We start from the raw sequence: 25523 nt of genomic DNA, 5'->3' as shown, positions 1-25523 counted from the left end.
CTCTTTGTTAACGCAGCGATAATTTTTAATTGAATTTGGCGCGTTATGCTGAAATGGAACCAAGAAGGAAATCAGAAACAGGAGGGTGACATGAACAAAAAAAGAGGTTTTAAACATGGGATATTCATCACTTTAACTGCGCTGATGATGTTGTTGTCGGCTTGCGCGCAATTGGATGGACAGCAAACGGTTCGATCTAAGGAAACGACCGGACCCATTACCAGCGGAAGCGGAAGTACCGCCGGACAGTCGGACGTATCCTTGACCAGCGACGACGCAGAGGATACCGGGGAAACGATCTACTTATACGGAAATGATTTTGTAGATTTCATTGCTCCGAAGTTTATGGAAGAGACAGGCTTCAAGATAGAAGCCGTGCATTACGGCGGGGGAGAAGCATTGGCCAAAATAGAAGCCGAGCAGGGTAACCCGCAGTGGGACGTCCTGATGATGGATGGGCACGGTTCGGTGCGCAATTTGGTAGATCGCGATTTCCTGCTGACAGACTGGGAGCCTGAGAATCTGGGAAATCTGTCCGAAAACGGACGGAGTTATGTTCCCGAAGATTTCGCCTACTTTCCTATAGGCATTCATGCGGCCGGGGTCATCGCTTATAACACAACGCTGGTAACGCCGGAGAAGGCACCGACGACCTGGGAGAAATTTTTTGCCTATGACGGCCCTGTGGGTCATGCCGATCCGGCCGTAGCAGCGCCTGCCTATCCGCTCGTATCTGCTTTTTATGAGCAATGGGGTGTCGAAGCGGCAGAGCAGAAATATGAGCAGCGTTTTAAGAAGGGGCTGCATGTATACCCCAAGAACGGTCCTGTCGGGAAGGCGCTGTTGAGCGGAGAAATCGAGGTTGCGGCGCTTCAGGAGCATAATGCTTATGAACTGAAGCTTGCCGGTGAGCCTATTGAGGTGATATGGCCGCGTGAGGGTGCGCCAGGCAGCTTGCGTGTTGTAGCGATCAGCAAACATACCAAGAACCCGGCAGCGGCCAAGGCATTTGTGGAATATATGCTAAAACCCGAGACACAGCAGATGTTAACCAGTCAGGATTCCACGGATAGTTTCTTTACGCCGCTCGCTGAAGGTGTGTCAGCGCGAAGTGAACGTGAACCGAACGGAGCCTTTATGCTGCCTTCTGCGAAGTGGGCCTCAGAGCATGAGGTTGAGATCAAGACTTGGTTTGCGGATCAAAACGTAAGGTAGGCACATAACATGAATACTTCGGAAGCTCGCTATGGAGGCGGGGTAACCCTCCTCCTGTTTGTTTTTATTTTTCTGCCGCTGCTTGCCGTGCTAATCAACGTGATTTTCCCTGGACTCTTTTTCGGGCAGATCCAGTCCAGCAGCTTGGGTTTGATCGGAGACATATTTCACCGACCTCTGTGGAAACAATCCCTCCTGAATTCAGTCACATTAGCGCTGGGGACGGCTACGTTCGGTACGATCATTGGAGGCGTACTTGCAACCATCCGGGCAAGATGGAACTTTGCAACAGCAAGATTGCTGGATATGACGGCGTGGGTTCTGCTGATCGCGCCATCGTTCATGATTGCACAGGGCTGGGTATTGTTTGCCAGTGCGGATGGACTGGTTCATCAGTGGCTGGGGCTGACGTGGGTCACTTCATTTATTTTTCAACCTGCCGGACTTGTGTTTGTCATGTCCCTAAGCAAATTCCCGTTAGCTTACTTGGCTATTATGGCAGCTTCGGAGTGGAATATAAGGCAGTTCGGTTATGCAGCCAGGCTGAACGGCGCGAGGCCTTTCACCGTATGGAGAACCGTCGAATTGCCACTGGCACTCCCTTCTTATGTTGCGGGCTGGACACTGGTCTTTATGGATTCGATCGGCGATTTTGGGCTGCCTGCCGCATTGGCAACTGTGTATAAATTCCCGACGCTGACCTACTCCATTTACTCGGCCATTTACCAGTCACCTGTACGTTTTGATATGGCGGGAGTGCTGGCATTCTACTTGGTATTGATACTGGTGCTGGCGATGACCTTGCTGATGGTGACCCTCCGTAAATCCAGATTCGACTTTCTGAATGCGAGAGCAGTCAAAATGGAGAAGGTTAAGCCGCGGTTTGCCTGGATGTACAATCTGTCAATTACGGTTTTTCTTTTCCTGAGTCTCGGGATTCCGATTGGGACGAGTGCAGCGGTATCTCTGCTGAAACAGGCAGGCGGAGGCCTGAATCCGGGCAATTTTACGCTGGAGCATTATCGTGAATTATTTGCAGGACAGGCTGGGGATCACCGGCTGCTCGGTTATCTGGAAGGAATGTATCATTCACTCGCAATTGCAGCCGCAGCCGCATTGTTTAGCATGCTGATCGGGTTTGTTGTTGCCTACATGCTGACCTTCACGGAGTCTAGGCTAAAGCCCATGCTTCAGCTGTTCTCCATCATATCCCTAGCGGTCCCCGGCGTTGTGCTCGGGATCGGCTATATTTTCATATGGAATCAGAAATGGCTGGAGCCTATAGGACTCCATTTATACGGAACCCCCTCGCTGCTCGTGATTGCGGGTATAGCCGGTGCCATCCCCTACGCAGTCAGGGTCCAGCTTGGAGCGTTCGGCAATTTGTCCGGCACGATGCTGAAGGCAGCCGCTATCCAAGGCGCGAGCATATTCGAACGGATGCGGGATATCGTACTGCCCATGGTACGTCAGTCTTTGCTTATCGCGATCCTAGCTTCGTTTGGAACCAGCGTATTTGATTTGGCCCTGGCCTCGATGCTGAAACCGGCTAATTATTCACTGATGCCACTGGTTATCGACAGAGCTTTTGAATTCTCGCGCTACGGCTATGCTACGGCTGCTACCGTTGTAAGCTGCGGTACCGTGGTGCTCATCATCATACTGCTTCAAGCTGCGGGACGCCTTGTATTTCGATGGCTGGATGGCAATAGAAAGCGGTAGACGGAAATGGCTGTCGATAGAGCGTGATCCAACTTAGAAAGGATGGAGAGTGGAATGATCCTAAAGGTAAAGGGCGTATCGAAATCATTCGGCTCGCAGCAAGTCTTGAAGCCGATCACGTTTGAAGTGAGGGAAGGGGAACGCATTTGCATTCTCGGTCCATCGGGCTGCGGAAAATCCACGCTGCTGCAGATGGTTGCCGGACTTCAGCGCATAGATTCAGGCGAGGTAGAGATGGCGGGGGTCACCGTTGAACGGGGGAGACACTATATTCCCCCGGAGAACCGGCCCATTAATATGGTGTTTCAAGATTATGCCCTTTGGCCGCATATGACGGTGAAACAAAATATGGAGTATGGGATGAAACGCCGAAAGTTAGACACTAAAGACAGAGCGAATACATTGGATCGACTCCAGTCGCTTCTGAAGCTGGAAGGCTTATTGGACCGCCTGCCGGCCCAACTGTCTGGCGGTCAGCAGCAGCGAGTAGGCATAGCGAGAGCGTTGGCAACAGAGCCAAAGCTGATATTAATGGATGAACCGTTGTCTAATCTGGATGTCAAACTTAGAACAGATATGCGCGGTGAATTGGCCAGATTGCTCGGCGAATTATCCATCGCTACCCTGTATGTGACGCATGATCGTATGGAGGCATTTACGGTCGCTGATCGAATCCTGATTTTACGGGATGGAGGAATTGACCAATTCGGGGAGCCGAGGGCGTTGTTTGAGAGACCGGCAAGCCCTTGGGTTGCGCAGCTCATGGGCTATCATAATCAGTTGGAAGCCAAACTGACCCAGGATGGACAGCCAATAGCCATGCTTGCCGGGAGTCCGATAGCCGGACTCCGCATCGGCGTGGATAAGGGAGACGGCAGGGCCGTGATGATGGTCCATCCTGAGTCCATCCGGATTTGGCGCGGCGAAGCTTCGCAGGAAGGGAGCCTGCTGAAGGTGACGGTGGTGCAGACGGTGTACGAAGGAACAAGATGGAGAGTCATTGTGGAAACGGCAGATCAGCAGCCTATTCATTTATTCCATGATTGCAGCGTGGATGCCGGAAGCGAATTGTTGATACGACTGTCTCCGGATCAAACCATGATATATGCAGACAGCAGTATGTTAGCCCCATGAGTCAGGTGTACGCAGTTTCGGATGTTCATGGCTACGGTTATCTGCTTGAAACTCTCCTGCGGCATGTACATTATGATCCGGAGGTGGACCGCCTATTTTTGCTGGGGGATTATGTGAACAAGGGACCCGATTCAGGCGGGACTCTGGACTATGTGAAGGAGCTGTGTGATTCGGGTGCGGTTGCGCTTCAGGGAAACAACGAACGTAAATGGTTGCATCAAGTGCCGGCACACGCAGGCTTCCCAGCTTCCCAATGGTTACAATATCAACAATTCATAGCAGCCATGCCGCTATGGACCGAATACGACGAATACTTGTTTGTGCATGCAGGCATTCGGCCCGGAATTCCGCTTCATGCTCAGAGCCCGGAAGAATTAACGGAAATTCGCGAGCCGTTTTTTCTGTCCCCCCAATGGTTGGATAAAACGATTGTATTCGGTCATACGTCTACATTTCGTCTAGGTGTACCGCCAGAGGAGCTCTGGTATGGCGATGGCAAGCTGGGGATCGATACCGGTGCAGGACATGGATATTATTTAAGCCTGGTGAATTTGACATCGGGCATTCAGTGGTCCATTTCGGTTACGCGGCCTGAGAACATTGAGTGTCGGAAGATGAAAATAACGGGAGCATCCGGTCTTCCTAAATAATATAATTCCATATAAAAAAGAAATACGCAGCATCGCTGGCGAATCGTGATGCTGCGTATTTCTATGGAGGAACTCTATCACCAGAGGGTTGATCAGAATTGATCCCAGCCATTTCCAATCAGCTGGCGCTGCAGGAATGGCAACTGCTGCTGTTGTTGAATGAACTGCTGACGCTGTTGTTCTTTTAATTGCTGCTGCGAACGGAACTGCTCTTGTGCTTGAGTCGGTATTCGCTGCGGTTCAGCAGCATATGCTCCATGCTGCGGTTGATCCTGAGCTTGAAATTGCTGCTGGAACATCGGTTGCTGTTGCTGCTGCTGAAATTGCAGCTGCTGTTGTTGGTATTGCTGTTGCTGCTGCTGAAGAAGCTCATAGTCTCGACGATTACCAGATGTTTCTTGATGATAATAGTGCTGATTATGATGTGACAAATACTGAGGATGTTTCATCTGCCCTTGCACTTGCTCTTGCAGCGAGCAGTCGTTGGGCGGGCCGATGATAACCGTATCGGTAATCGGAGCGAGAGTATCCTTGACTTTGGCTTCATCCAGGCAGTAGGTGTGAGCGAACACGCTGGCCGGCGTCAATCTCAAAAGATCCGAGCCTCCAATAAACTCAGGCACCGGTGCGTCAAAAATCGCGATCAGGTGGGTGTTGTCAACCGTCGCCATTTCATAATGCCACCAGCCTTGGGGCACGAGCACAACCTGACCGGGCGTTAACGTGAAGTTTAGCAGCTCCTTCGTAAATGGATTGACGATAGAGACGATGACTGTACCAGAAATGACATACACCAATTCCGATGCATTCTGATGGATATGCGGCTCTATCACGTTTCCGGTGCTGAGGTATATATCCAGCAGGGAAGCGTTGCCGAGCGTGTTCAATTCTTTTATGGAGAGAGAATTAATATAATTTCGGCTATCTTTTTTGAAAAACGGATTATTGCTCATATCATAAGTATACCGAACGGACGGTGAGGTGAAATCCATATAAGAGGTTGCCACTGTGATTCCTGCCCTTCATATTGTAATAGGCGTTGACCCATAAAATACGTTATTCCCATGGGCAATCATGCGTGAGCCCATTTTCGGAACCAGCAGCATGCAAGCCACCCGTTGGCAGGGGGGCTTGGACAAAATTTCATATGAGGGAGCGGGTGAGGTCAAGCCGATTTTGGAACCCATGTCTTTCGACCGGCCGAGAAGCTGACCAGTCCTGCAGCCAGGCCTAGTGCGAGCACGAATCCACCGAGCCATGGATGATATTGAAGCGTGGATATCGTATTGACCATGAAGCCTCCTGAACCCGCGCCTGCGGCTAACCCGAGGTGCACAATGGAGGTGTTTAAGCTGAGAATCAGATTGGAGGAGCCCGGTGCCTTCTGTATAAAATAACTCTGAACGGCCGGACCCGCCGCAAACATGGACAGCACCATGATTCCCATCAGCCCGAGTCCTATAATCGATTGGCCTGCGAGCAGTGGAAGAAGCGCGAATATTGCGATATGAATGAGCGTGCTGAGGGTAATCACTTTCGCTGGCCCAAACCGGTCGACCCCATATCCGCCGAGTCTGGAGCCGATCGCTCCAAATAGTCCAAAGCCGAGCATAATGATACTGATGCCTGAGGGAGCGATATGGAAGATATCCTGGATAAATGGCGTAACATACGTGAACAGTACCGAGTTGCCGGATTCCCGGAAGAACGTAAGCAGCAGGGCGCTGACGATGACGAGACTCCCCAGCACTTTGAATTGCTGGTGAAAGGGAACAGGAGCGTCCCCTTCAACATCCGGCAGGAGTTTGATCAGGATAAAGGCGACCAGCAGACTGAGCAGAGCCAGCAGCAGAAAGATCGATTGCCAGTTCAGCAGATTCGTGATCCATATTCCGATCGGTACGCCCAGCACCATGGCGCTGCTGAAACCTAGCACGATGGTGCCGATGGCACGGCCTAATGTATCCGGTGATACCAGCTTGGCTGCTGTCCCCATTGCGGCAACGAGATACACTCCTGAGCTTACCCCCAGGATGATGCGGGAACCCATGAGCATCCAGACTTCAGTGCTGAAATAGGAAACGAGACTGCCGGCAATAAACAGCAGAAGAGAGCCGACCAGCACTTTTTTACGGTTGAACCGAGCGGTGAGCGAGACCAGAATCGGTGTTCCAATTGCAAAAGCAAGCGAATAAGCGGTAATCAGCTGGCCGGCAAAGGCCAAGGAAATATGAAGCTCGTCTGCGATTGCATACAGAATACCGGAGACGACCAGTTCCGAGGTGGCAGTAAGAAAAACCCCAAGCGCCAATAAATATATCGTAAATCGATTCATATTTAATTCATCCCTTCGTTAGGAGATCACTACCCTCTGCGATCATGGCTAGCACATGCCGCAAGCGAGTTGGATTAACTTGAAATCTCTTTGTGTTTGTATTATAAGTAAGACGCATATATTATGTAAGAAGGCAAAGTATTTGGATATTATCCAATCATTTTGACTAACTTACGATTAGTTAGTAATGGGGTGAGGCAGTGGAACCGGTTAAAGAAGACTTACAGGAAACGCCGGCGTTCAATCATATCTGCTCAGTGCTGCAAATTCTTGGAGCCAAATGGGCGTTTCTTGTCATCGCGCAATTAGCTCAAGGAGCGAAACGTTTTAATCAGCTTCACCGGGATGCAGCTATTATCAAGACGCAATCCTTAACGGATGTGCTGCGGCATTTGGAAGGAAACGGTATTGTAAGACGTGAGGTATTCCCTACCGTTCCGATATCCGTTGAGTATTCATTGACCGAGAAGGGGCTGGACTTCCTGGATTCTTTGAAGGAGATGGAGAAGTGGGCCGAAAAATGGGGAGTGGAACAATCCTCTTAACTGCTGCCACATGCCACTAAAATAGTACACATATCAAAAAACTCATTTCCAAAGGTTATAACAGGAAATGAGTTTTCTTTTTTTTGAAAATTACGTATTCTTATAGATAACATTTTCAGATTGGGAATGAAGGATAGGGAGGTGGTCGCCGCTTGCGAATCCATAAGATTAACCTGCTGACAAAATTATTGATTTCCTATTTGCTTGTGCTGATGTTTCCCGTGATTGTCATTTTGTGCTATTACTATCCTTATTCGGCAGAAGTGGTGAAAGAGAAGGAAATGGACTGGAATGCGCATATTACGGAGCAGTTTATGACATCGATGGATACGTTTACAAGGTATGTGTACAATCTGCCGTTTGAGCTGGTGCAGAACCGGGAATTCAAAATGTATAAGGCGGAGGAAAGCGACTACCAGCGGGTGCTTATTGCCAATGAGATGAAAAAATACAATGCAACCGATGCTTTTATTTACAACACCTTGCTGTATGTGAAGAACATCGGTTATTTGTTTTCCAAAACTGGAAGCGCATACAGTCTGGATGACCTCTCCATTCCGGGTGTCGGTTACTATTATGAAAACTGGGCGCATGATGATATGATCCAGACCCTGAATGATCTTAATGCTCCTATCGTCAGGCCTGTGGAGAATGTGGTTGTGCCCGGCAATAACCGGGTCAGAATGCTGACCTTCGTTCAGCCGCTGCCGGTAGGGGGCTCGAATTCCCCCGGAGCCGTCATGATCATGGTCAGGGAGGATACGATTGTCCGGATGATGAAGTCCGTTTCGGAAACCTATAGCGGCGATTTTTTTGTGTTAGACGGCCAGGGAAGGCGATTGGTATCCTCCAATGACACGTCATACCAATCCTCCGATGATTTCAAGAAGCTTGTGCATGACTTAGGGGAAGAGTCAGTTTCCTCTTCGGGTATTCATACAATCAGCGGATCGGACTATCTGTTATCGTCCTCGGTTTCGGAGAAGAATGGATGGAAATATGTGAGTTTGCTGCCGGTATCTAAGTCCCTGCAGGGCATTCGGACGATTCAGCTGAATACAGCCATCCTTGTCGGGCTGATTCTGCTGCTTGAAGTGTTCATCATCTATGTATCCATCCGGAAGAACTACCAGCCAATTCGACGTCTGGTTGATCTGGCCGTACATGTGTTTGAACCGCAGGAGCGAAAACCGATGAATGAGATTGATACGATCAAGTATACGTTGGAGGAGCTTTCGCAGGCTAACAGCAAGCTGGATGAGCATGTGAGAGGATCTTTGCCGATTATGCGGGATAACCTGCTGTTTGAGCTGGTGAGTGGGCATATTCCAGACTGGGAGAACTTTGAACAGGAAGCCTGCATGGTCGGCATCCAGTTTCGTCATGATAACTTCACGGTTGCCGTATTATGCTGTGAAGCGGATGGAGCAGGGATGGACAAGATATTGGCTTGCTGCCGGGAATATGAAGGCCTGCTGCCTGATGATGCCCAGGGTTACTTCTTCAAGAGCATCTATCAGCAGGAATTGATTCTGGCGTGCTCCCATACAGATGATTTCCCTATTAAATCCTGCCTAGAGCGGCTGCAGGAAGAAATCTTGGAGCGTACCGGCCAACAGACGGCGATTGGCATCGGCAAGCCTAGCGCTGCCCAATTGCCGGTGGACCTCCATCTCTCCTACCTGCAAGCGCTCCGCACAGCGGAGTTTCTGCGCATCCGGAAGACCGGGACCGTGCTGGTCTTTGACAACCTCGAGGTCCCCCAAACCGGAGCCGTCTCCTATTTTGCCGAAATCCTGCAATCCCTCGAGCTTGCGATCCTCAAGAACGATGCGGCCATGCTGTCCTCTTTGGCGGAGCGAATGATCGGTTACTTAAGCAATGACAGCCTGCCGCCGCATATGATACGGAGCGTGTACCTCAATACGGTTACCGTCATCTTCAACGGCCTCCAGCGGTTCCGTCATGACGACCAGAGCCTGCTTCGGCTAACCGAGGCGGCATTTAACCACCGTTATACACTGGAGCAGATGATCGGAATTATCAGGGAGAGTTATGGCAAGCTATGCGATATGATCAGCGAAACGCTCCCCGTGTCCCGTACGGCAACGCAGGAAGAAATTCTGTCCCTTATTGCGGAGAAAGGAATGGATCCAAACTGCTCGCTGCAGATGATGGCCGATTATTTTGAAATGTCGGTCTCCAACTTCAGCCATCACTTCAAGAAAACGATGGGGCAAAATTTCAAAGAGTATATCGATCAGCTTCGCATCCAGAAATCCATACAGCTTCTGCGAGACAGCGCGGAGACCCTCGAATCCATTTCCCAACAGGTCGGATACACCAACACCTCGAGTTTTATCCGTTCCTTCAAAAAGATGGTGGGCACGACACCTGGTCAATATCGAAATACGCATAAAGCATAAAACGAAGACCGCTGATGCCGAATAAGGCAGCTCACAGCGGTCTTTTGTAAACTTTTTTCGTTATACGCTTCTTTGCCGGCGCTTTCTTAAAGCGGAGCAGCTTCAATTTTTGAACATATACAATATTTGAATTCCCTGTAGCGATCCGGACTGGTCGCACTTTCACCTCTTTAATTATAAGCGCTTTCAAAAAATGAGGATGCTTAAAAAACTGTTCGTTTACGGGGCTCTTCCCCTCCGTTTAGAGTGAAATATGTCCCAAAGCAAGGCCAAAACATGGCCGCATTCCCCCATGGACCAGACCAACAAACCAAATCAGGAGGTAATGGAATGAAGAAAAGGGTAAACGTTTTCATCTCGCTTATCGTCGTCTCTGCATTATTATTAGCAGGATGCAGCGGGGGCGGAGGTGACGCTAACGAATCGGCCGAAACACCCGGAGATCAAACAGGCAAAAATGTAAAACTCACTGCCATCATTACCAAGCATCCGCTTACAAAGCCGCTGGCTGAAATGGAATGGCTGCAAAAGGCTGAGGAAACGGCGGGCGTGGACATCGAATGGCAGGAGATTACCGCGGATTGGGGACAGAAGAAAGGGACGATGCTAGCCAGCGGGGATATACCGGATCTGTTTATCGGACCGAACGTGATTACGGATGCCGACTTTGCGCAGTTCCAGGGGCTCTTCCAGGATCTGTCCGGCATGCTTGATCAAGCACCCAACGTACAGAACATGTTTAATGAAAAACCGGATACGAAAGTGATTGCAACGCAGTCGGACGGCAAAATATACGGTCTTCCGAAATATCAGCGGTTCTGGCCGGCTTCCGCCAGCAGGCAATTCATTAACCAGCAGTGGCTGGATCACCTCGGGCTGAGCATGCCGACGACATGGGATGAGCTGTATGAAGTGCTCGTTGCCTTCAAAGAGAACGATGCCAACGGCAACGGCGATCCCCGTGACGAGATTCCGATGGATTGGCCGGGAGGCATCGGCGGATATTTTAACCCTGCGGTACTCTTGGGCAGCATGGGCATTACGCTGACAGATGGCAGCGGGCAGGGCTATTTTGTGGAGGACGGACAGGTGAAGAACTTCCTGACGGATGAACGGTACAAAACGATGGTTATATTCCTGAACAAGCTGTACAAGGCGGGGCTTATTAACCCGGAAGTGTTCACCCATGATTATACGAAATATCAATCCATTGCGCGCGGCGAAGGGGACACGGCGAAGGTCGGCTTCACCTGGGGATGGGTGGCTTCCGACCGTTTCGGTGAGCAGTTGGCACCGCAGTATGCTTCCATGCCGCCGATGAAAGTATCTGCAGATTATGCAGGGAAGCTGTCCTGGAGCTATGATCATTACTCGCTGAACTATGGACCCAACCATATTGTCATGTCCGCCAAGACCAAGAACAAGGAAGCGGCCATGAAATTCATCAACGAGCTCTATGCGCCCGAGGTGGGTATGCAAGTGCTGTTCGGATCCATCGGTCCGAATATTAAAGATAACGGTGACGGTACATATGCCGTTCTGCCTCCTTCCGATGCCAAGATGGATCCGGGAACATGGAAATGGACCTCAACGATGGCGGACAACGGCGCATTTTATATCCCCGATTCCTTGAAGCTGACGCTCGGCACCGATATGCAGGAGGTGCTGGGACAATCGGAGCCTCTGGAGGCTGCTTTAGAAGTGGATCCCGACAAGGACGTGTTTCCTGGCATGTTTATTAAATATTCCACCATGGACAATAACGCCATGAGCCTGAACAACACCAATGTGATGAATCTGGCGGAATCCAGCTTTGCCAAATGGGTGACCAAGGGCGGAGTGGAATCCGAATGGGACACGTACATCAAGGAAAGCGAGAAAGCAGGCCTGAAGCAGAACTTGGAAATTATGCAAAAATATTATGACGACTACATGAATCAAAACTAGGAGGGAGGATATGGAATCCCGTAAAAGACAGAACACCTTCAGACGAGATTATCAGCTGTGGATTATGATCTTTCCGGCTATTATCGTCATCCTGTTGTTTAACTATATCCCGATGTACGGCATCCAGCTTGCTTTTCGGGATTACGATTTCAGCAAAGGCTTGACTGGCGGTGAGTGGCGAGGGCTTGCCTACTTTCAGCAATTCATCGACAGTTATCTGTTCACGGATTTAATGCGCAACACATTTCTGATCAGTTTGGCCACGATCGTGCTCGGCTTTCCGGCTCCGATCATATTGGCCCTCATCCTTAACCAGATCCGCAGAAAAAGAATGAAGCAGCTGATGCAGACCACTGTATACCTCCCCCATTTCATATCCATCATCGTGCTGGTCGGCATGCTGAATGTGCTGCTATCCTCCGAAACCGGAGTTGTCGGTCACTTTATGAAAGCGGTGGGGCTGGGGCATATCAATCTGTTAGCCTCCACCTCGACATTTATCCCGGTGTATGTGCTTTCCGACATATGGCAGCATTGCGGCTGGAACAGCATTATCTATCTTGCAGCCTTGTCCACCGTTGATCCCCAGCTGTATGATGCTGCCAAAATCGATGGGGCCAGCCGATGGCAGACGATCCGGTATGTCGACATTCCCGCTCTCATCCCGACCATCATCATCCTGTTTATTCTCAGCATGGGGAATATCCTCGGGACCGGCTTCGAGAAAATATTCTTGATGCAGAATTCGCTGAACCTTCCCGTCTCGGAGGTCATTGCCACCTACGTCTATAAAATCGGGATCATCTCCAATCAATTCAGCTTGGCTTCGGCTATCGGTTTGTTTAACACGCTCATCAATTTCGTATTCTTGTATGCGATGAACACGATATCGAAGAGAATGTCGGAAACGAGCCTATTCTAATGATCGGGGAAGGAGAAACGGTTGTGGAACATGAACATAGTAGAACGCGCATCAACGGTAAGGAGATAGCGTTTAAGATCATATTGGGTTTTCTGAGCGGTTTGATTTTTCTGCTGATCGCCTATCCGCTGTACTTTATCATCATTGCTTCGTTCAGCGACTCAACGCTCGTATCGACGGGGAAGGTTATGTTTATCCCCAAAAACATCAGCTTTTTCGGTTACCAGGAGATTTTCAAGGATATGCGAATTTGGACCGGGTACCGAAATACGCTGTTTTACACAGTGTTTGGAACCTTGGTTAACATGCTGTTCACGCTTCCGGCGGCTTACGTGCTGTCCAGAAAGGAATTTCGCGCCAGACGAATCATCATGTTCATTTTCGTGATCACGATGTTTTTCAATGGGGGGCTGATTCCCACCTATTTGTTGATGAAGGGGCTTGGACTGACCAACACCATCTGGGTGTTCATTCTCCCGTTCTCCGTGAATGTGTTCTATTTGATCATTGCGCGGACGTTTTTTGAAAACTCGCTGCCGCAGGAGCTACATGAGGCGGCCGTCATGGACGGCTGCTCCCACTTCACCTTTTTCTTCAAAGTGGCCTTGCCGCTGTCCAAAGCCTTGGTATCCGTCATCGGACTTTATTATTTGGTGGGGCATTGGAATGATTTCTTCACCGCGCTGATCTATATCCGGGACACGAAGCTCCAGCCGCTGCAAATCGTTCTGCGGGATATTCTGCTGTCGAACCAGGTGTTCTCAAGCGGTGCCGGAACAGGTGGGGATGCAGGAGGATATGCCCAGCGGTATGCCGATCAGATCAAGTACGGGGTCATTATCGTATCAACGCTTCCGATTCTACTCATTTATCCGTTTATGCAAAAATATTTTGAGAAAGGCGTCATGATTGGCTCCATTAAAGGTTAACGCGTTCGGCGAATTTAATAATCAAGCTTAAGAAAAGTAGACAAAAAAGGGGTGCCCCAAAAGATCCTGGATCTGGCGGGACGCCCCATGTTCTGTTCTGCTTATTTTGTCGGTTCGATTATTAACCTCGTGAATGGAATGTTTTTATTCTCCTTCACATTACTATGGTAATGATGCATATCATGATCAATTTGAAGGAGGATGGCATGTTTGATGAGAAATACGGGAACGAACCGCGGCCTAATCAAACCGATATTAGTCATTTTGACGCTGCTGTTATTGACGTCTACATGGGTTAGATCGGACTACGCTAATGCCGAGTCGTCAGTGGTATCCGGTGGAAAGGATACATTAAGCAGAAAGGGTACGGCTCTTGCCGAATGCACGACTATTCCCTGGAATGTTGGTAGCGCTTACAAGAGCGGAGCTGAAGTATCGAACCCTGATCCGTCGGATCTTATCGCTTGTTCCACAACGTCATGCTTGCAGAGCGCATTGAAGAATGTGGTACCCGGGAAGCGAATTGTCCTGGCACCCGGGACATACACGGGAAGTTTCTCCACGGATGTCGAGGGAACTGCCCTGAAGCCTATCGTCATCGAGAGTCAGAACCCGGCTGAACCAGCCATTATTTCCGGGTATTCCGCAGGTTCTGGTTACAGTTTACGCGTTCGGGGCGACTACTGGATCATACGCAATCTAAAGTTTACCAATGCGCAAAAGGGAATCATCCTGGACAATTCCAACTTTACCCGCATCACGGATGTAGAGGTTTACCATATCGGTTACGAAGCGGTGCATTTCCGGGACGGCACTTCCTATAGCTCCATTGAGAACTCCCGTATTCATAATACGGGCAAGACGGGAGCGGGCTTTGGGGAAGGGGTCTATGTAGGTTCTGCAGAGGGAGCGAGCTACAACCAGAATACCCACTACAATACGATACGTAATGTTATTTTTGGTCCGAATATAACGGCAGAGCACATCGATATCAAGGAACGGTCGATGGGAACGCTCGTTGAGAACTGCATCTTCTATGGTGAGGGAATTAGCGGTGCGAATTATGCTGACAGCTTTATCGATGTGAAAGGCAATGGGGCTATCATATGGAATAATACGGCTTATCAGAACGGGAACAGCACCATTGTGGATGCGTTTCAGCTCCACGAGATCGTGCCGGGGTGGGGAATCGATAACGGGTTCTCCAACAATACGCTTTACCTGACAGACCCTTCCGCGTATGTGATCGGGGCTTATAACAATGCATCAGCAACGGCATATCAGAATACGAGAAGCCCGGCAGGAAATATGTATAGGGGAAATGTAACGGTAACTTACTGATTCCGGATCATATCCACGAAGTTCATGGCGGCAGCGGATAACGGTTCATGCTTGCGGGTGCAAACTGCTATGATATTTTGCAGCTCGATTCCATCAACATAGACCCGGCCCAGCTCGCCGCGTTCCACATACTCCCGCACGACGAGTGAAGACACAAAGTTTGCACCGTATCCGGCAATGACGGCTGTGATTGCTTCGTGCAGACCATTGAATTGCAGCGTGATCCGCGGGGAAGGTGCGCTATGGGTACGGCATAAGGCAAATAACCGTTCCCGCGTTGAACTGCCTTCCTCCCGCATAACAAAAGGCTCTCTCATCATCTCTTCCAGGGTGATACGCTGATTGGCATAACGGTGATCGGGGGATACGACAAACCATAACTCATCCCGGAACAGCTCCTCGGTCTGTATCGTATTCCGAGATTCCTCTGGCAGGCCGCCGTATATCGCAAGCTCGACATCCATATTTAACAGCTGCTTAAGCGCATCGCTTGAATTCGTGGTGGTTATGCTCATTTCTACTTCTTCGTACCGCTGCTTGTATTTCGCAAGCCATGCCGGCAGGAGAAAATGGGAAGGTAGATAGGTTGCCGCCAAGCGGATCTGTCCCCTCGAACCGCTGCGGTAATCCAGACAGAATTGTTCAATCTGCTGTTCGACAGAGAAGAGTCTTTTGGCAAGCGGGACGAGCTCGGCTCCGGCCTCCGTCAATCCGATGCCCCTGCCTTGCGGTTTAAAGAGAGTAAGGGACAGTTCCTTCTCGAATTTTTTAATCTGGGCTGTTATGGCGGGTTGGCTTATATTTAACAATTCAGCAGCACGGGTAACACTGCCCGTTGTGGCGATGACGTAAAAGAGACGTAATGCGTGTAAATTCATGAGAGCCGCACTCCTATCCAATCATATATTTAAGTTATATAAGTCTTTTAAATATATATTATATCTATAACAATAAATCACATACAATGATTTTGTAAGATCCAGATGGAGAATAAGGGAGGAAACGGACATGAAAAAGAAGGATGCTGCAGCTGCAACTTGGGGAAAAGTGGATGATTACATCGCAGAACATTTGATTCCTTATGATGAGGTGCTGGAGAAGGTGTTAGCTGCAAATCGCGAGGCCGGATTGCCGGAAATTGATGTATCCAAGGCTCAAGGTAAGCTGCTGAACGTCATCGTTCAGATCAAAGGCGCGAAACGAATTTTGGAGATCGGTACGCTGGGAGGTTACAGTACGATCTGGATGGCTAGGGCGATTGGGGCTGAGGGGCAACTAATTTCACTTGAGCTCGATCCGCATCATGCCGAGGTTGCCAAATCCAACGTGGTATTGGCCGGACTACAGGATAGAGTGGAAATCCGGGTAGGCGATGCCCTGCTGCAGTTGGAGCAGCTGGCCAAAGAGAAGGTGAAGCCGTTTGACCTGATCTTTATCGATGCCGATAAACCCAACAATCCGAATTATTTGAAATGGGCGTTACAGTTCTCACGGCCAGGCACCGTCATTATTAGCGATAATGTGATCCGGGATGGAGAAGTTATCGATCATCACAGCACAGACCCTCGGGTGCACGGTATCCGCAAATTCATGGATATGCTGTCCGAACACTCTGCCATTTCCGGCACAGCTATTCAAACGGTGGGAAGTAAGGGGTATGACGGGTTTTATATCGGAGTTGTATCGTGAGCTGCTAGACTGGAGCATCTTTTTCGTTTGCGGCGATCCTGATCAAGTTAATGGCAGAAGGAACAAGAACCCGAAGCAATCGGATCCGTCTATATTTGAAAAAAAGGAGGGTGTCCCAAAGATTTTAGATCGATCTTAGATCTGACGGGACCCCCTCCTTTTTCTGTTAAGAGATGCTATTCCTCCGGATCAGGGATGACAAAAGATACGCTTGTCCCCGCACGGACCTCGCTTTGAATGGAAAGACCGCTCCCATACGTCTGAATCAACCTGCGATTTGTGTTATACAGACCGATCCCTCTTTTGTCCTTGCGCGGAGCATCCAGCAACTCCTGTACTTTTTCTCTATTCATTCCCATGCCGTTATCCTTGACCTGAATTAGCGTGGACTGCTCCTGACGGATTATATGGATTTCGACGGTGCCGCCTTTAGCTATTGGGATAATACCGTGCTGTACCGCATTCTCGACCAGAGGCTGAATCGTTAAGGGAGGAAGCAGGAGGTTCGCGTCCTGATCCACGTTCCATATGACATGGAGCCGGTTACCATGTCGCTCCTTCTCAACATACAAGTAAGCGCGTACGAGTTCGAGTTCTTCCGTTAGTGAGACAAATTTGCCGGAGTTTTGATATTGAAAACTGATTTGCAGGTATGAACTAAAAGCCTCATTAAGTTTTCGCATTCTATCCACATCAATTTCACTCAAAGCGTGGATGGAATTCAAGGTGTTAAACAAAAAATGCGGATGGATTTGCGCTTGCAGATAAGCGGCCTCCATACGAAGACGCTCGTTTACGGACTGCTTTAATGTAATTAATGACTGGATACGGTATTTAAGCTCCATTGGGTCCACCGGTTTCGTGACATAATCGTTAGCACCTGCCCGAAATCCCGCATACATGTCGGAGGGCTCGCTGCGCGCCGTCAGCAGAAGCACAGGGAGTTCGGAAGAGGAGTAACGCTCTCTTATCATCCGTGTCAGCTTGTAGCCTGAAATCTGCGGCATCATCACGTCTGCGATAACCAAATCCCATGGTTTCGTTCCGAGCAATTCCAGCGCTTCTCCGGCCGAAGTTGCTAATTGCAGGTGGTAAGGTTCAGTCATCAGTATGCTGGCAAGCACTCTTAAATTTACAAGATTATCGTCAACTGCCAGGATATTCATCTGCTCTTCCATGGACGGCGCTTCTACGGTTAGGAGCGGCTGGCCGTTGAGGTTGTTCCGGCTTGCTGCCATTTCTTCATAGGCTCCCAGCCGCTCGGTCAATATGCTCGGAGAAATCTCAATATCCGTCGAATCAGCCAAAGGAAGGGTGAAGGTAAACGTTGAACCCTTTCCGACTTCGGAGTGAACCGTCATGCTGCCGCCATGAAGCTCTACCAGCTCTCTGCTGATGCTAAGGCCCAAACCGATGCCGTTGGTGTCGCCGTATCCGGGATCGCCTTGTTCGTATGGTAGAAATACACGCTGCTGTGTTTCCTGATCCATTCCTGTTCCCGTGTCCGTTACCTCGATGATCATTTGCCCGTTCTTGGCGATGGCCGATACGGCAATGATTCCTTCCTCGGTATGTTTGATGGCATTATGCAGTACATTCATGAGGATTTGCACAAGCCTCTTTTCATCGGCCATAACGAGAGGGAGGGCTTCGGATATGTCTAAATTCATTTTCAACTCTACGGCTTTTCCTTCGACCAAATACTTCAAGATATCGATAACGCCATTTACGACAGAGGGCAGGGACAGCGGCTCGGCATGCAGTATGATTCGCTTTTCCCTCAGCCTTACTGCGTCCAGGAGATCATTCAGCAAATGCGACATCTGACGTCCAACCTTAATAAGGAGATTCATATCCTCTGCACTTCGACTGTCCATATGATGCTGCTCCCTGTCCGTCACACTCTGGGCGATATTCATAATCCCGTGCAGCGGCGTTCGCAGCTCATGTGACGTCTGGGCTAGAAACCGGTCTTTCATTTTGTCCGCTTTCTGTAATTGGCGGTTGAGCTTGCTGATTTTATCGGCATTGCGGAAATAACGCTTAAACCAATAGGCCGAGAAACCGATGATGGCCGAGATGACATCAACGGGGTAGTATACGGTTGGAAGCTCCTGATATTTGTTAAGCGCTCCCCAGATCACGCTGGAGAAAATGCCGCTGGCTGCCAGGAGCAGAAAGATCGCGTCATCCCGGCTTGCAGCCACCATTCTCCCGAACATATAGATAGAGATGACAACCGGCAATATATAATAAATGCTAAAAACTTTATATTCCACCGTCCAGAACACAAGGGAAGCAGGTGCGATTGCAATAAATCCGGAATATAGAAGCAGGGAAATGCCATAACCGATAAACCATCGGCTGCGAGTCTTTATGGTGAAACTTCTGGTCATTTTCAATATGAAAAAAGATAGCCAAGAATAAGACAAAATGGAGATTTTAAGATCCCAAGTGTAATTGATGGACAGCCATTTCAGCAGTAAATCGTCATCTGACACTACAATCGTCACGGATGCGGTGAGAAGCAGCAGGAAAAAATCAAGCAGCGTCCATTCCTTCGGATTGAATAAAAACAGGATGCAGGAATACAGACCGTGAAGGATGAGCACGACGAATGTAATGAGTTGAAGATCGATGGAAAGTCCGCGTTCATCGTGGATGGCTTCGCTGGATCCCAGCTTGATGGAATTTACGATTCCGCCTTTGAGCGGATGCTCATTATTGGCCACCCGTATAATCAAATCGATTTCTTGCGTGTGGTTAGCGGGAGCGTAATCGACAACGAAGGGACTTCGAGCCGGTGAATAGGTGTCTTTTCCGTCCTCTCCGGTTTTGCCCATCTCCCCTACCTTAAGCCCGTTTATCTCGACGCTCGCCGAAGCCTGAATTTGTTGGATCCAGAAGGAAAGGGGAGCGGTTAAGGCTGGATCAATCAGAATACGAAGCCGATAGGTGCCGGTACCATAGGCGGATTCGGATTCCTTCGTTTGGCTTCCCTGCCAATTTCCCGGAACCTGCACATAGCGATGCTGCGGATGGGTTTGCTCCAGCTCCTGTTTTGTGGCGAGTTTGTCAGGGTAGAACGCCCATTCCCCGTCCAATGTTATGGATTTGGAATGAATGAGGTCCCAACTGCGCAAGTCGAGCACCCCTTGGGAGGCTTTCGGGTGGTGGGGAGGAACGAAGGCTTCGATCCAATACCAGCGAATGCTGAGGAGCAAGGACAGAAAAACAGTAATTGCCAATATATACTGAACAATCTTTTTACTTCCCATGTGATATGTATTTTTTGCAGATCGCGTCGGCACGGTTCACGTTCCTTCTAGGTTTTGTATGGGTTGTTGTGAAATTCGAGATTCTTCTTCTTAATATACGAGAAAATGTGACGGTCGTATAGTTATTCCCCTGCAAAAAGCATTTGTTCAGTTCTTTGGAGGCAGTTCCAAGTACGAACAAGGTTTCCGTTCATTTTTAATGATATGGCGTATAAAAAACCGCCCTTTTACCTGTCATCAATCAGGAAAAAGGCGGTTATTGTGAATATTGTTAGGTTTGGGTCATCTTTATAATGGTTACATTCCTACGTCATGTCCGGAAGGGCTGCTCTTTGCGTCCTGCTCCTTCGGGGTGAACGGCCACCAGTTAGCCCGGCCGAAGATACGGACCATTACCGGCACGAAGAATGGTAGGAACAGGAGTGCGTAGAGCACAAGTCCAACCAGGACAACCGTTGCGATCTGCATCATGGACAGTACGCCGGACGGATACATCGCCGCAAAGGTACCGCCAAGAATGACCACCGCGGACAGGATCACAGTACCCATATTGCGCATGGCATGTAAGATGGCATCCTGAACATTCCAGGACTTGTTCTCGTTGAAGCGCGCCATGAGGAAAATGCTGTAATCCACCCCAAGTGCGATCAGCATGACAAAGCTGAAGAACGGCGTGGCCCAGGTAATGCCAGAATACCCGAAGCCATGAACGAAGATCATCTCGGTTACGCCGACAGCCGTAAAGTATGTGATGACCAGTGAGACAATCAGATAGATCGGCATCACGATGGAGCGCAGCAGCACGACCAGGATAATGAAGATTCCGCTCAGCATGAGAATCACGGTACGCGCGTAGTCTTCATTCGATATGTTTTGCAAATCGTTATTCGTGCTGGTAATGCCGCTGATAGCAACCTCGGCATTCTCCAATTTCGTGTCTTTTACTGCGCGATCTACCGCGGATTGAATCTGTTCGACGCTGCCCAGCGCCTCTTCGCTGTACGGATTGGTTGCCAGAACCACGTCCAGCGTCATCACTTTGCGGTCCTTGCTGAGATAGGTATCGAATACCGTCTGGAATTCTTTATTCTCCAGGGCTTCCTGTGGAATGAAGAAACCACTGAGCTCTTCATCCTGAACGTCCTGGATCTGCTGCAGATAATCCTGAGCGGAATGCAGTCCGTCCGAAATTTGCTTCAATCCGTCCGCGCTGGAGTTCAGCCCTTCCGTCAGCTCTCCGATCTGGCCGGTTAGATCACCAAAGCCGTCGGCAAGCTGCTTCTGCCCGCCCTGCAGCTGGTCCAGACCGCCCGTAATGGAAGGAATTTGGCTTACGATCTGTCCTTGCCCGTTAGCTGCCTGCGAAAGGCCGGATTGCAGCTCGGCGATACCGGACACGAGCTGCTGAAGACCGTCGGCAAGCGCCGTTTGCCCGGCGGCTGCCTTAGCGTAGCCGGCGTTTGCTTCCGATAAGCCGGCAGACGCACCTTTAAGCTGCTCGGAGATTTGTCCTAACCCTGCTGCCAGCTCGGCTGTGCCTGCAGCTGTTTGCGTAACGGTACCCTTAATGGTTTGGTAGTCGGTATCTTGAATGAGTTCCGGGTAATTGCTCTCCAATCCTGTGAAGGAGCCTTCAAGTCCACTCAGTGCGGTCGCCACGCCGCCCAGTTGCTCTTTAAGTTCGGCAACGCCGCCGTCAAGAGCTGCTAATCCGGTATCAAGCTGTTTATAACCTTGAAGAAGCTGGGCATGGGCTGCAGCTAACTCTTTCGCGCTTTTCGCAGCTTGGGCAAGCCCGGTTTTGAGTTCGCCTGCGCCTGCGCTTCCGCTTTGGATTCCTTTTTGAATGGCGCTGAGGCCTTGGCCAAGCTCCGTAATGCCGTCCTTGAGGTCGGCGGTTCCCTTGGTCAGCTCTTTGGCTCCCGCTGCGGCTTCATTCAGCTTCGGCGTATTCTCGCTGAGCTGCTTGCCTGCTTCGGATAGTCCATTCTGGATTTGGGTCAGTCCGTCTTTGGACTCTCCCAATCCTTCATTTAACGTTTTCACTTGCGTTGGAATGAGGAAATCGTTGATCTGCTCACCGGTTGGACGGGAGAGCCCGCGTACGCTGGATACGCCATCAACCTTTTCCACTTCCCGGCTGATTTTTTCCGCGAGTCCCATGTATTCTGCCGTATCCATCCGGTCATCGTTCTTGATCACGATGGTGGAAGGCAGCGATTGTCCGGGACCGAAGCTATCCGAAATAATGTTAAAGCCCTTGACTGAAGCGTAACTTGGCCCGATTTCCTCCAGGCTGTTAAATGACAGTTTGCCGCTGTATGTAGCCAAGAAAGGGGCCACGATCACAGCGACGACAAGCAATGCCGCCCAAGGGCGCTTAAGAGAGAAGGAACCTGCCGCTCCCCAAAGCTTATTCTCGCTATGCTCCAGCTTGCCGCGTGACGGCCAGAAGAGCTTCTTGCCCAGCACCGCCATGAAGAATGGGACGACTGTAACCAATGCTAGAAGCATAACGGCAATGCCAATTGCAACCGCAACTGCGGATTTGTACAGAATGAATTTGGATAACCCGATCGCTGCAAAACCTACAAATACGGCAAGCCCGGAATAAAGCACGGTGCCGCCGGCTTTTCGGTAAGTCTCGATGATGGCCGATTTGGTATCCTCCGACGTGGTGAGTTCTTCCTTAAACCGGCTGATCAGCAGGATGCAGTAGTCGGTTCCGATCCCGAACATGACGGCCACCATAAAGATCTGGGTGAAGGACGATATCGGGAAGTTGAATTGGTCAACGAGAAAAGAAACGACTGACTGTGACACGATATAACTGAGACCTACGGTCAACAGCGGTACGAATGGTGCTACGAAGGAACGGAATACAACGAATAGAATGAGGAGAATAAAGACAACCGTAATATATTCCGTTTTCTTCAGGCCTTCCTCCGAGCTGACGATGGTATCTTCATTGATGAGACCTTCGCTTGTCAGGTAATGATCGGCTTGAACGCCTTCCAGCACCTGATCAACCTTCTGGGGCAGAGCTTTCACGGCTTCCTGGCCGCCGCTGACCTGAAGCGCGACCATGATGGTCTTGCCGTCTTTGGCAATCAGCGTGTCTTCCAGCTCCGTTTGCGTGAACGGTTCATTGATGGAATCAATATGGAGGCTTTCTTTATTGTTGTTTAAAGCTTGAACGCCCTCTCGGATACTCTCCTTATCCGTTTCGCTTAACCCATCGGGTTTATTGAAGACGAGCGCAACCTGGTGCAAGGTCTCCCCGCCTTCGCCGCCGGAAGCTTCCTTGAGAATTTCTGCGGCCCGCGACGAGGTGTATCCGTCAGGAACGGATAACTGCCCCTTCTCCCGGACCAGGTCCGACATGGAAGGTGCGAACAAAAACAGCACGACTGCCGCAATCAGCCATAGAACGATAAGGGCCCATCTTGCTTTCAGTATGGCTTTCAATTCTTTCTCCCCCCTGATTCAAACATCAATTGCCCCAGCTTCTCGAACATCGAGATGAACATTTCAATATCTTTTTCTTCAAAATGCTGCAAGTAGGGGGAGATGATCTCCCGCATCTGCTCCTGGGCGGATTCAAAAATAGATTTTCCGTATTCCGTTACATTTAGATATACCAGCCTTCGGTCCGCTTCATCTCGGGTTCTGTCAATAATGCCTGCATCCACGAGACGATTGACGATGGCGGTAATCGAGCTCTTGCCAACGGCGAGTGTCTCCGCCAAATGGGACGAAGTACAGTGATCCATGCTGTTGATTAAACGCACAACCTGAAACTGGTCATTGGTCAGATCCTCACCAAGATGCTCCCGAATCTGGGCGTTGATCCGCCGGGTGACCAGCAGATAGACATCCACATATCGGTCGATCCATTGCTTTGCCTTGTCGTTCAACAATAGTTCTCCTCTCGAATAGTTCACGTGTAATATAGTTTCATTAATGAACTATATGGCAGGAGTAAAAAAAAGTCAATGTCAGTTTGACGGCACATGCAGCAGCCTGCCTTGGAATGCCAATCCCTCGGCAGGTCTGCTTGAGCATTTTGTAAGAATGGGGCAATATCCGAAAAAAACAGGGGAGAACAGGCATTATCTTGGATAATACGAATATCCCGGATATTTTACGACAGGCCACTTTTCTTTGCGCAGAGCATCGGTGACTTCGGATCCGATTCTCAGGTTATCCTGGACCAGGTCGCGAGGGGTCAAAGCCATCCACTGATTCAAGGAAATATCCTCGAATCGGTCGCTTTTGAACATCTCCAGAAACCATAAAGACTCGGTGCCCGTGTTCTGTATGTAGTGGCCAAAGGCAAAGGGCACATAACCGACGTCGCCGGCCCTGTAATCAAATGTCCGAGCCACCCCATTGCCTGCAAATACGGTCATTCGTCCTTGTCCTGCAAGGTAATACTGCCATTCATCCTGATTCGGATGCCAATGGAGCTCTCTCATCGAGCCAGGTTTAATCTCGACGAGTGCGGCTGCAACGGTTTTGGAGATCGGAAAATTGCTCGAGTCGACAATCCTTACGGAGCCCCCCGGGGTTACGATAGGCTCCTGTGCCAGCAGCCGGTGCTTGAAGCTGAGTGGCACCTGACCATATGGCGACTGGATCTCCTGACTTTCGAGTGAACCCGGTACCTGATCCTGAAAAATATAAACCTGTTTGTCCGGGATATGGTCAAAAGCGCTCTCCGGTATGCCAAAGTTGGCGGACAACACATCCTTCGGCGTGTGGGCAAACCAGTCGGTAATCGACAGGGTGTTCAGATCCGAGAAGTGACCATCGTCAAACACAAGCAGAAATTCACAGCCTCCCTCCAGTCCCTGGATGGAGTGGGGGAGACCGGCGGGAAAATACCACAGATCACCCTGTCCCACATCCGCAATGAAATTTCTTCCGTTTTGATCGACTGACGTGATTCTGGCGCTGCCCCAGATCATGTAGGACCACTCCGCTTGCTGATGCCAATGGAGTTCCCGAACGCCGCCGGGCGTCAGGCTCATATTCACACCGGCCAGTGTGGTGGCAATCGGGAGATCCCGTATCGTGATTTCCCTCGACCAGCCGCCATGGTTCAGCTGCATATGCGTGTCGGAGAACGACACCCTCAAATTGGGCAGCAAGCCCGAATCCGTGACCGGAGGCACAAGCATGTCGGGATTCTGCATATCCCTCATTACATCCCGCGGACCATAATCCGGTCCGCCTGCTCCGTCACGGCGTATCGGTTGAGGCACATGGTGTTGATTTCTTCGGTTCTGGTTCTGATTCTGATCGTCCATGAATGCGTATCTCCCTCCATACGTTTTTTTCTCGCAAAGTTTCCGTTTAAACTGCTATCTATTATGGTTATGAGCCAG

Annotated in this window: 18 protein-coding genes; 11 read left to right on the top strand and 7 right to left on the bottom strand. The window is 49.9% G+C overall.

Annotated features, from left to right (window positions below; translation table 11 throughout):
• The first annotated feature begins 90 nt into the window (after positions 1-90).
• From MHH48_RS26040 to MHH48_RS26025, 4 genes are read left to right on the top strand one after another with little or no spacing between them, the layout of a single operon-like run.
• Positions 91-1215: an extracellular solute-binding protein gene (locus MHH48_RS26040; RefSeq protein ID WP_076324141.1), complete on the top strand. Its 1125-nt coding sequence runs from the start codon at positions 91-93 to the stop codon at positions 1213-1215.
• Positions 1216-1224: 9 nt separating this feature from the next.
• Positions 1225-2937: an ABC transporter permease subunit gene (locus MHH48_RS26035; protein ID WP_076324140.1), complete on the top strand. Its 1713-nt coding sequence runs from the start codon at positions 1225-1227 to the stop codon at positions 2935-2937.
• 54 nt (positions 2938-2991) lie between these two features.
• Positions 2992-4071 carry an ABC transporter ATP-binding protein gene (locus tag MHH48_RS26030; protein WP_076324139.1) on the top strand — a complete coding sequence of 360 codons (1080 nt, stop codon included), beginning with the start codon at positions 2992-2994 and terminating at the stop codon, positions 4069-4071.
• Positions 4068-4721 carry a metallophosphoesterase gene (locus MHH48_RS26025; protein WP_076324138.1) on the top strand — a complete coding sequence of 218 codons (654 nt, stop codon included), beginning with the start codon at positions 4068-4070 and terminating at the stop codon, positions 4719-4721. The genes MHH48_RS26030 and MHH48_RS26025 overlap by 4 nt, the downstream gene beginning before the upstream one ends.
• A gap of 92 nt (positions 4722-4813) precedes the next feature.
• Here MHH48_RS26025 and MHH48_RS26020 read toward each other — a convergent pair whose 3' ends face one another.
• The gene (locus MHH48_RS26020) at positions 4814-5728 is read right to left on the bottom strand and encodes a cupin domain-containing protein (RefSeq protein WP_076324137.1); all 915 of its coding nucleotides are present in this window, start codon (positions 5726-5728) and stop codon (positions 4814-4816) included.
• Between the two features lie 158 nt (positions 5729-5886).
• Complete coding sequence (locus MHH48_RS26015) at positions 5887-7056, bottom strand: MFS transporter (protein ID WP_076324136.1); 1170 nt, start codon at positions 7054-7056, stop codon at positions 5887-5889.
• A gap of 200 nt (positions 7057-7256) precedes the next feature.
• On the opposite strand from MHH48_RS26015, the gene MHH48_RS26010 reads away from it, so the two are divergent.
• From MHH48_RS26010 to MHH48_RS25985, 6 genes are all read left to right on the top strand, one after another.
• The gene (locus MHH48_RS26010) at positions 7257-7601 is read left to right on the top strand and encodes a helix-turn-helix domain-containing protein (protein WP_076324135.1); all 345 of its coding nucleotides are present in this window, start codon (positions 7257-7259) and stop codon (positions 7599-7601) included.
• Positions 7602-7753: 152 nt separating this feature from the next.
• Positions 7754-10027, top strand: a complete 2274-nt coding sequence (locus MHH48_RS26005; protein ID WP_076324134.1) for an AraC family transcriptional regulator — start codon at positions 7754-7756, stop codon at positions 10025-10027.
• Positions 10028-10357: 330 nt separating this feature from the next.
• Positions 10358-11974 carry an ABC transporter substrate-binding protein gene (locus tag MHH48_RS26000; RefSeq protein ID WP_076324133.1) on the top strand — a complete coding sequence of 539 codons (1617 nt, stop codon included), beginning with the start codon at positions 10358-10360 and terminating at the stop codon, positions 11972-11974.
• 10 nt (positions 11975-11984) lie between these two features.
• Entirely contained in the window at positions 11985-12896 is a 912-nt protein-coding gene (locus MHH48_RS25995; RefSeq protein WP_076324132.1) for an ABC transporter permease subunit, read from the top strand.
• A complete protein-coding gene (locus MHH48_RS25990; RefSeq protein WP_076324131.1) occupies positions 12896-13825 on the top strand; it encodes a carbohydrate ABC transporter permease in 930 nt (309 codons plus the stop codon). The genes MHH48_RS25995 and MHH48_RS25990 overlap by 1 nt, the downstream gene beginning before the upstream one ends.
• 213 nt (positions 13826-14038) lie before the next feature.
• Positions 14039-15166 (top strand): right-handed parallel beta-helix repeat-containing protein, encoded by a 1128-nt coding sequence (locus MHH48_RS25985; protein WP_083659745.1) that lies wholly within the window; start codon positions 14039-14041, stop codon positions 15164-15166.
• On the opposite strand, the gene MHH48_RS25980 is transcribed toward MHH48_RS25985, so the two are convergent.
• Positions 15160-16044 (bottom strand): LysR family transcriptional regulator, encoded by an 885-nt coding sequence (locus MHH48_RS25980; protein WP_076324130.1) that lies wholly within the window; start codon positions 16042-16044, stop codon positions 15160-15162. The two genes, MHH48_RS25985 and MHH48_RS25980, sit on opposite strands and share 7 nt — an antisense overlap.
• A gap of 130 nt (positions 16045-16174) precedes the next feature.
• Here MHH48_RS25980 and MHH48_RS25975 point away from each other — a divergent pair, with 130 nt between their 5' ends.
• Positions 16175-16855: an O-methyltransferase gene (locus MHH48_RS25975; RefSeq protein ID WP_076324129.1), complete on the top strand. Its 681-nt coding sequence runs from the start codon at positions 16175-16177 to the stop codon at positions 16853-16855.
• A gap of 176 nt (positions 16856-17031) precedes the next feature.
• Here MHH48_RS25975 and MHH48_RS25970 read toward each other — a convergent pair whose 3' ends face one another.
• The 4 genes from MHH48_RS25970 to MHH48_RS25955 all read right to left on the bottom strand — a co-directional run bounded on the left by MHH48_RS25970 (position 17032) and on the right by MHH48_RS25955 (position 25445).
• The gene (locus MHH48_RS25970; protein WP_306024475.1) at positions 17032-20166 is read right to left on the bottom strand and encodes an ATP-binding protein; all 3135 of its coding nucleotides are present in this window, start codon (positions 20164-20166) and stop codon (positions 17032-17034) included.
• 264 nt (positions 20167-20430) lie between these two features.
• A complete protein-coding gene (locus MHH48_RS25965; protein WP_076324128.1) occupies positions 20431-23601 on the bottom strand; it encodes an MMPL family transporter in 3171 nt (1056 codons plus the stop codon).
• Positions 23598-24050, bottom strand: a complete 453-nt coding sequence (locus MHH48_RS25960; RefSeq protein ID WP_076324127.1) for a MarR family transcriptional regulator — start codon at positions 24048-24050, stop codon at positions 23598-23600. The genes MHH48_RS25965 and MHH48_RS25960 overlap by 4 nt, the downstream gene beginning before the upstream one ends.
• A gap of 195 nt (positions 24051-24245) precedes the next feature.
• Positions 24246-25445 (bottom strand): oxalate decarboxylase family bicupin, encoded by a 1200-nt coding sequence (locus MHH48_RS25955; protein ID WP_076324126.1) that lies wholly within the window; start codon positions 25443-25445, stop codon positions 24246-24248.
• Between the last annotated feature and the right edge of the window lie 78 nt (positions 25446-25523).

Source organism: Paenibacillus sp. FSL F4-0100 (assembly GCF_037993005.1).
Taxonomy (GTDB): domain Bacteria; phylum Bacillota; class Bacilli; order Paenibacillales; family Paenibacillaceae; genus Paenibacillus_AQ.
The sequence above is the reverse complement of the archived record's forward strand: the minus strand, read 5'-3'. Positions and strand labels throughout refer to the sequence as shown.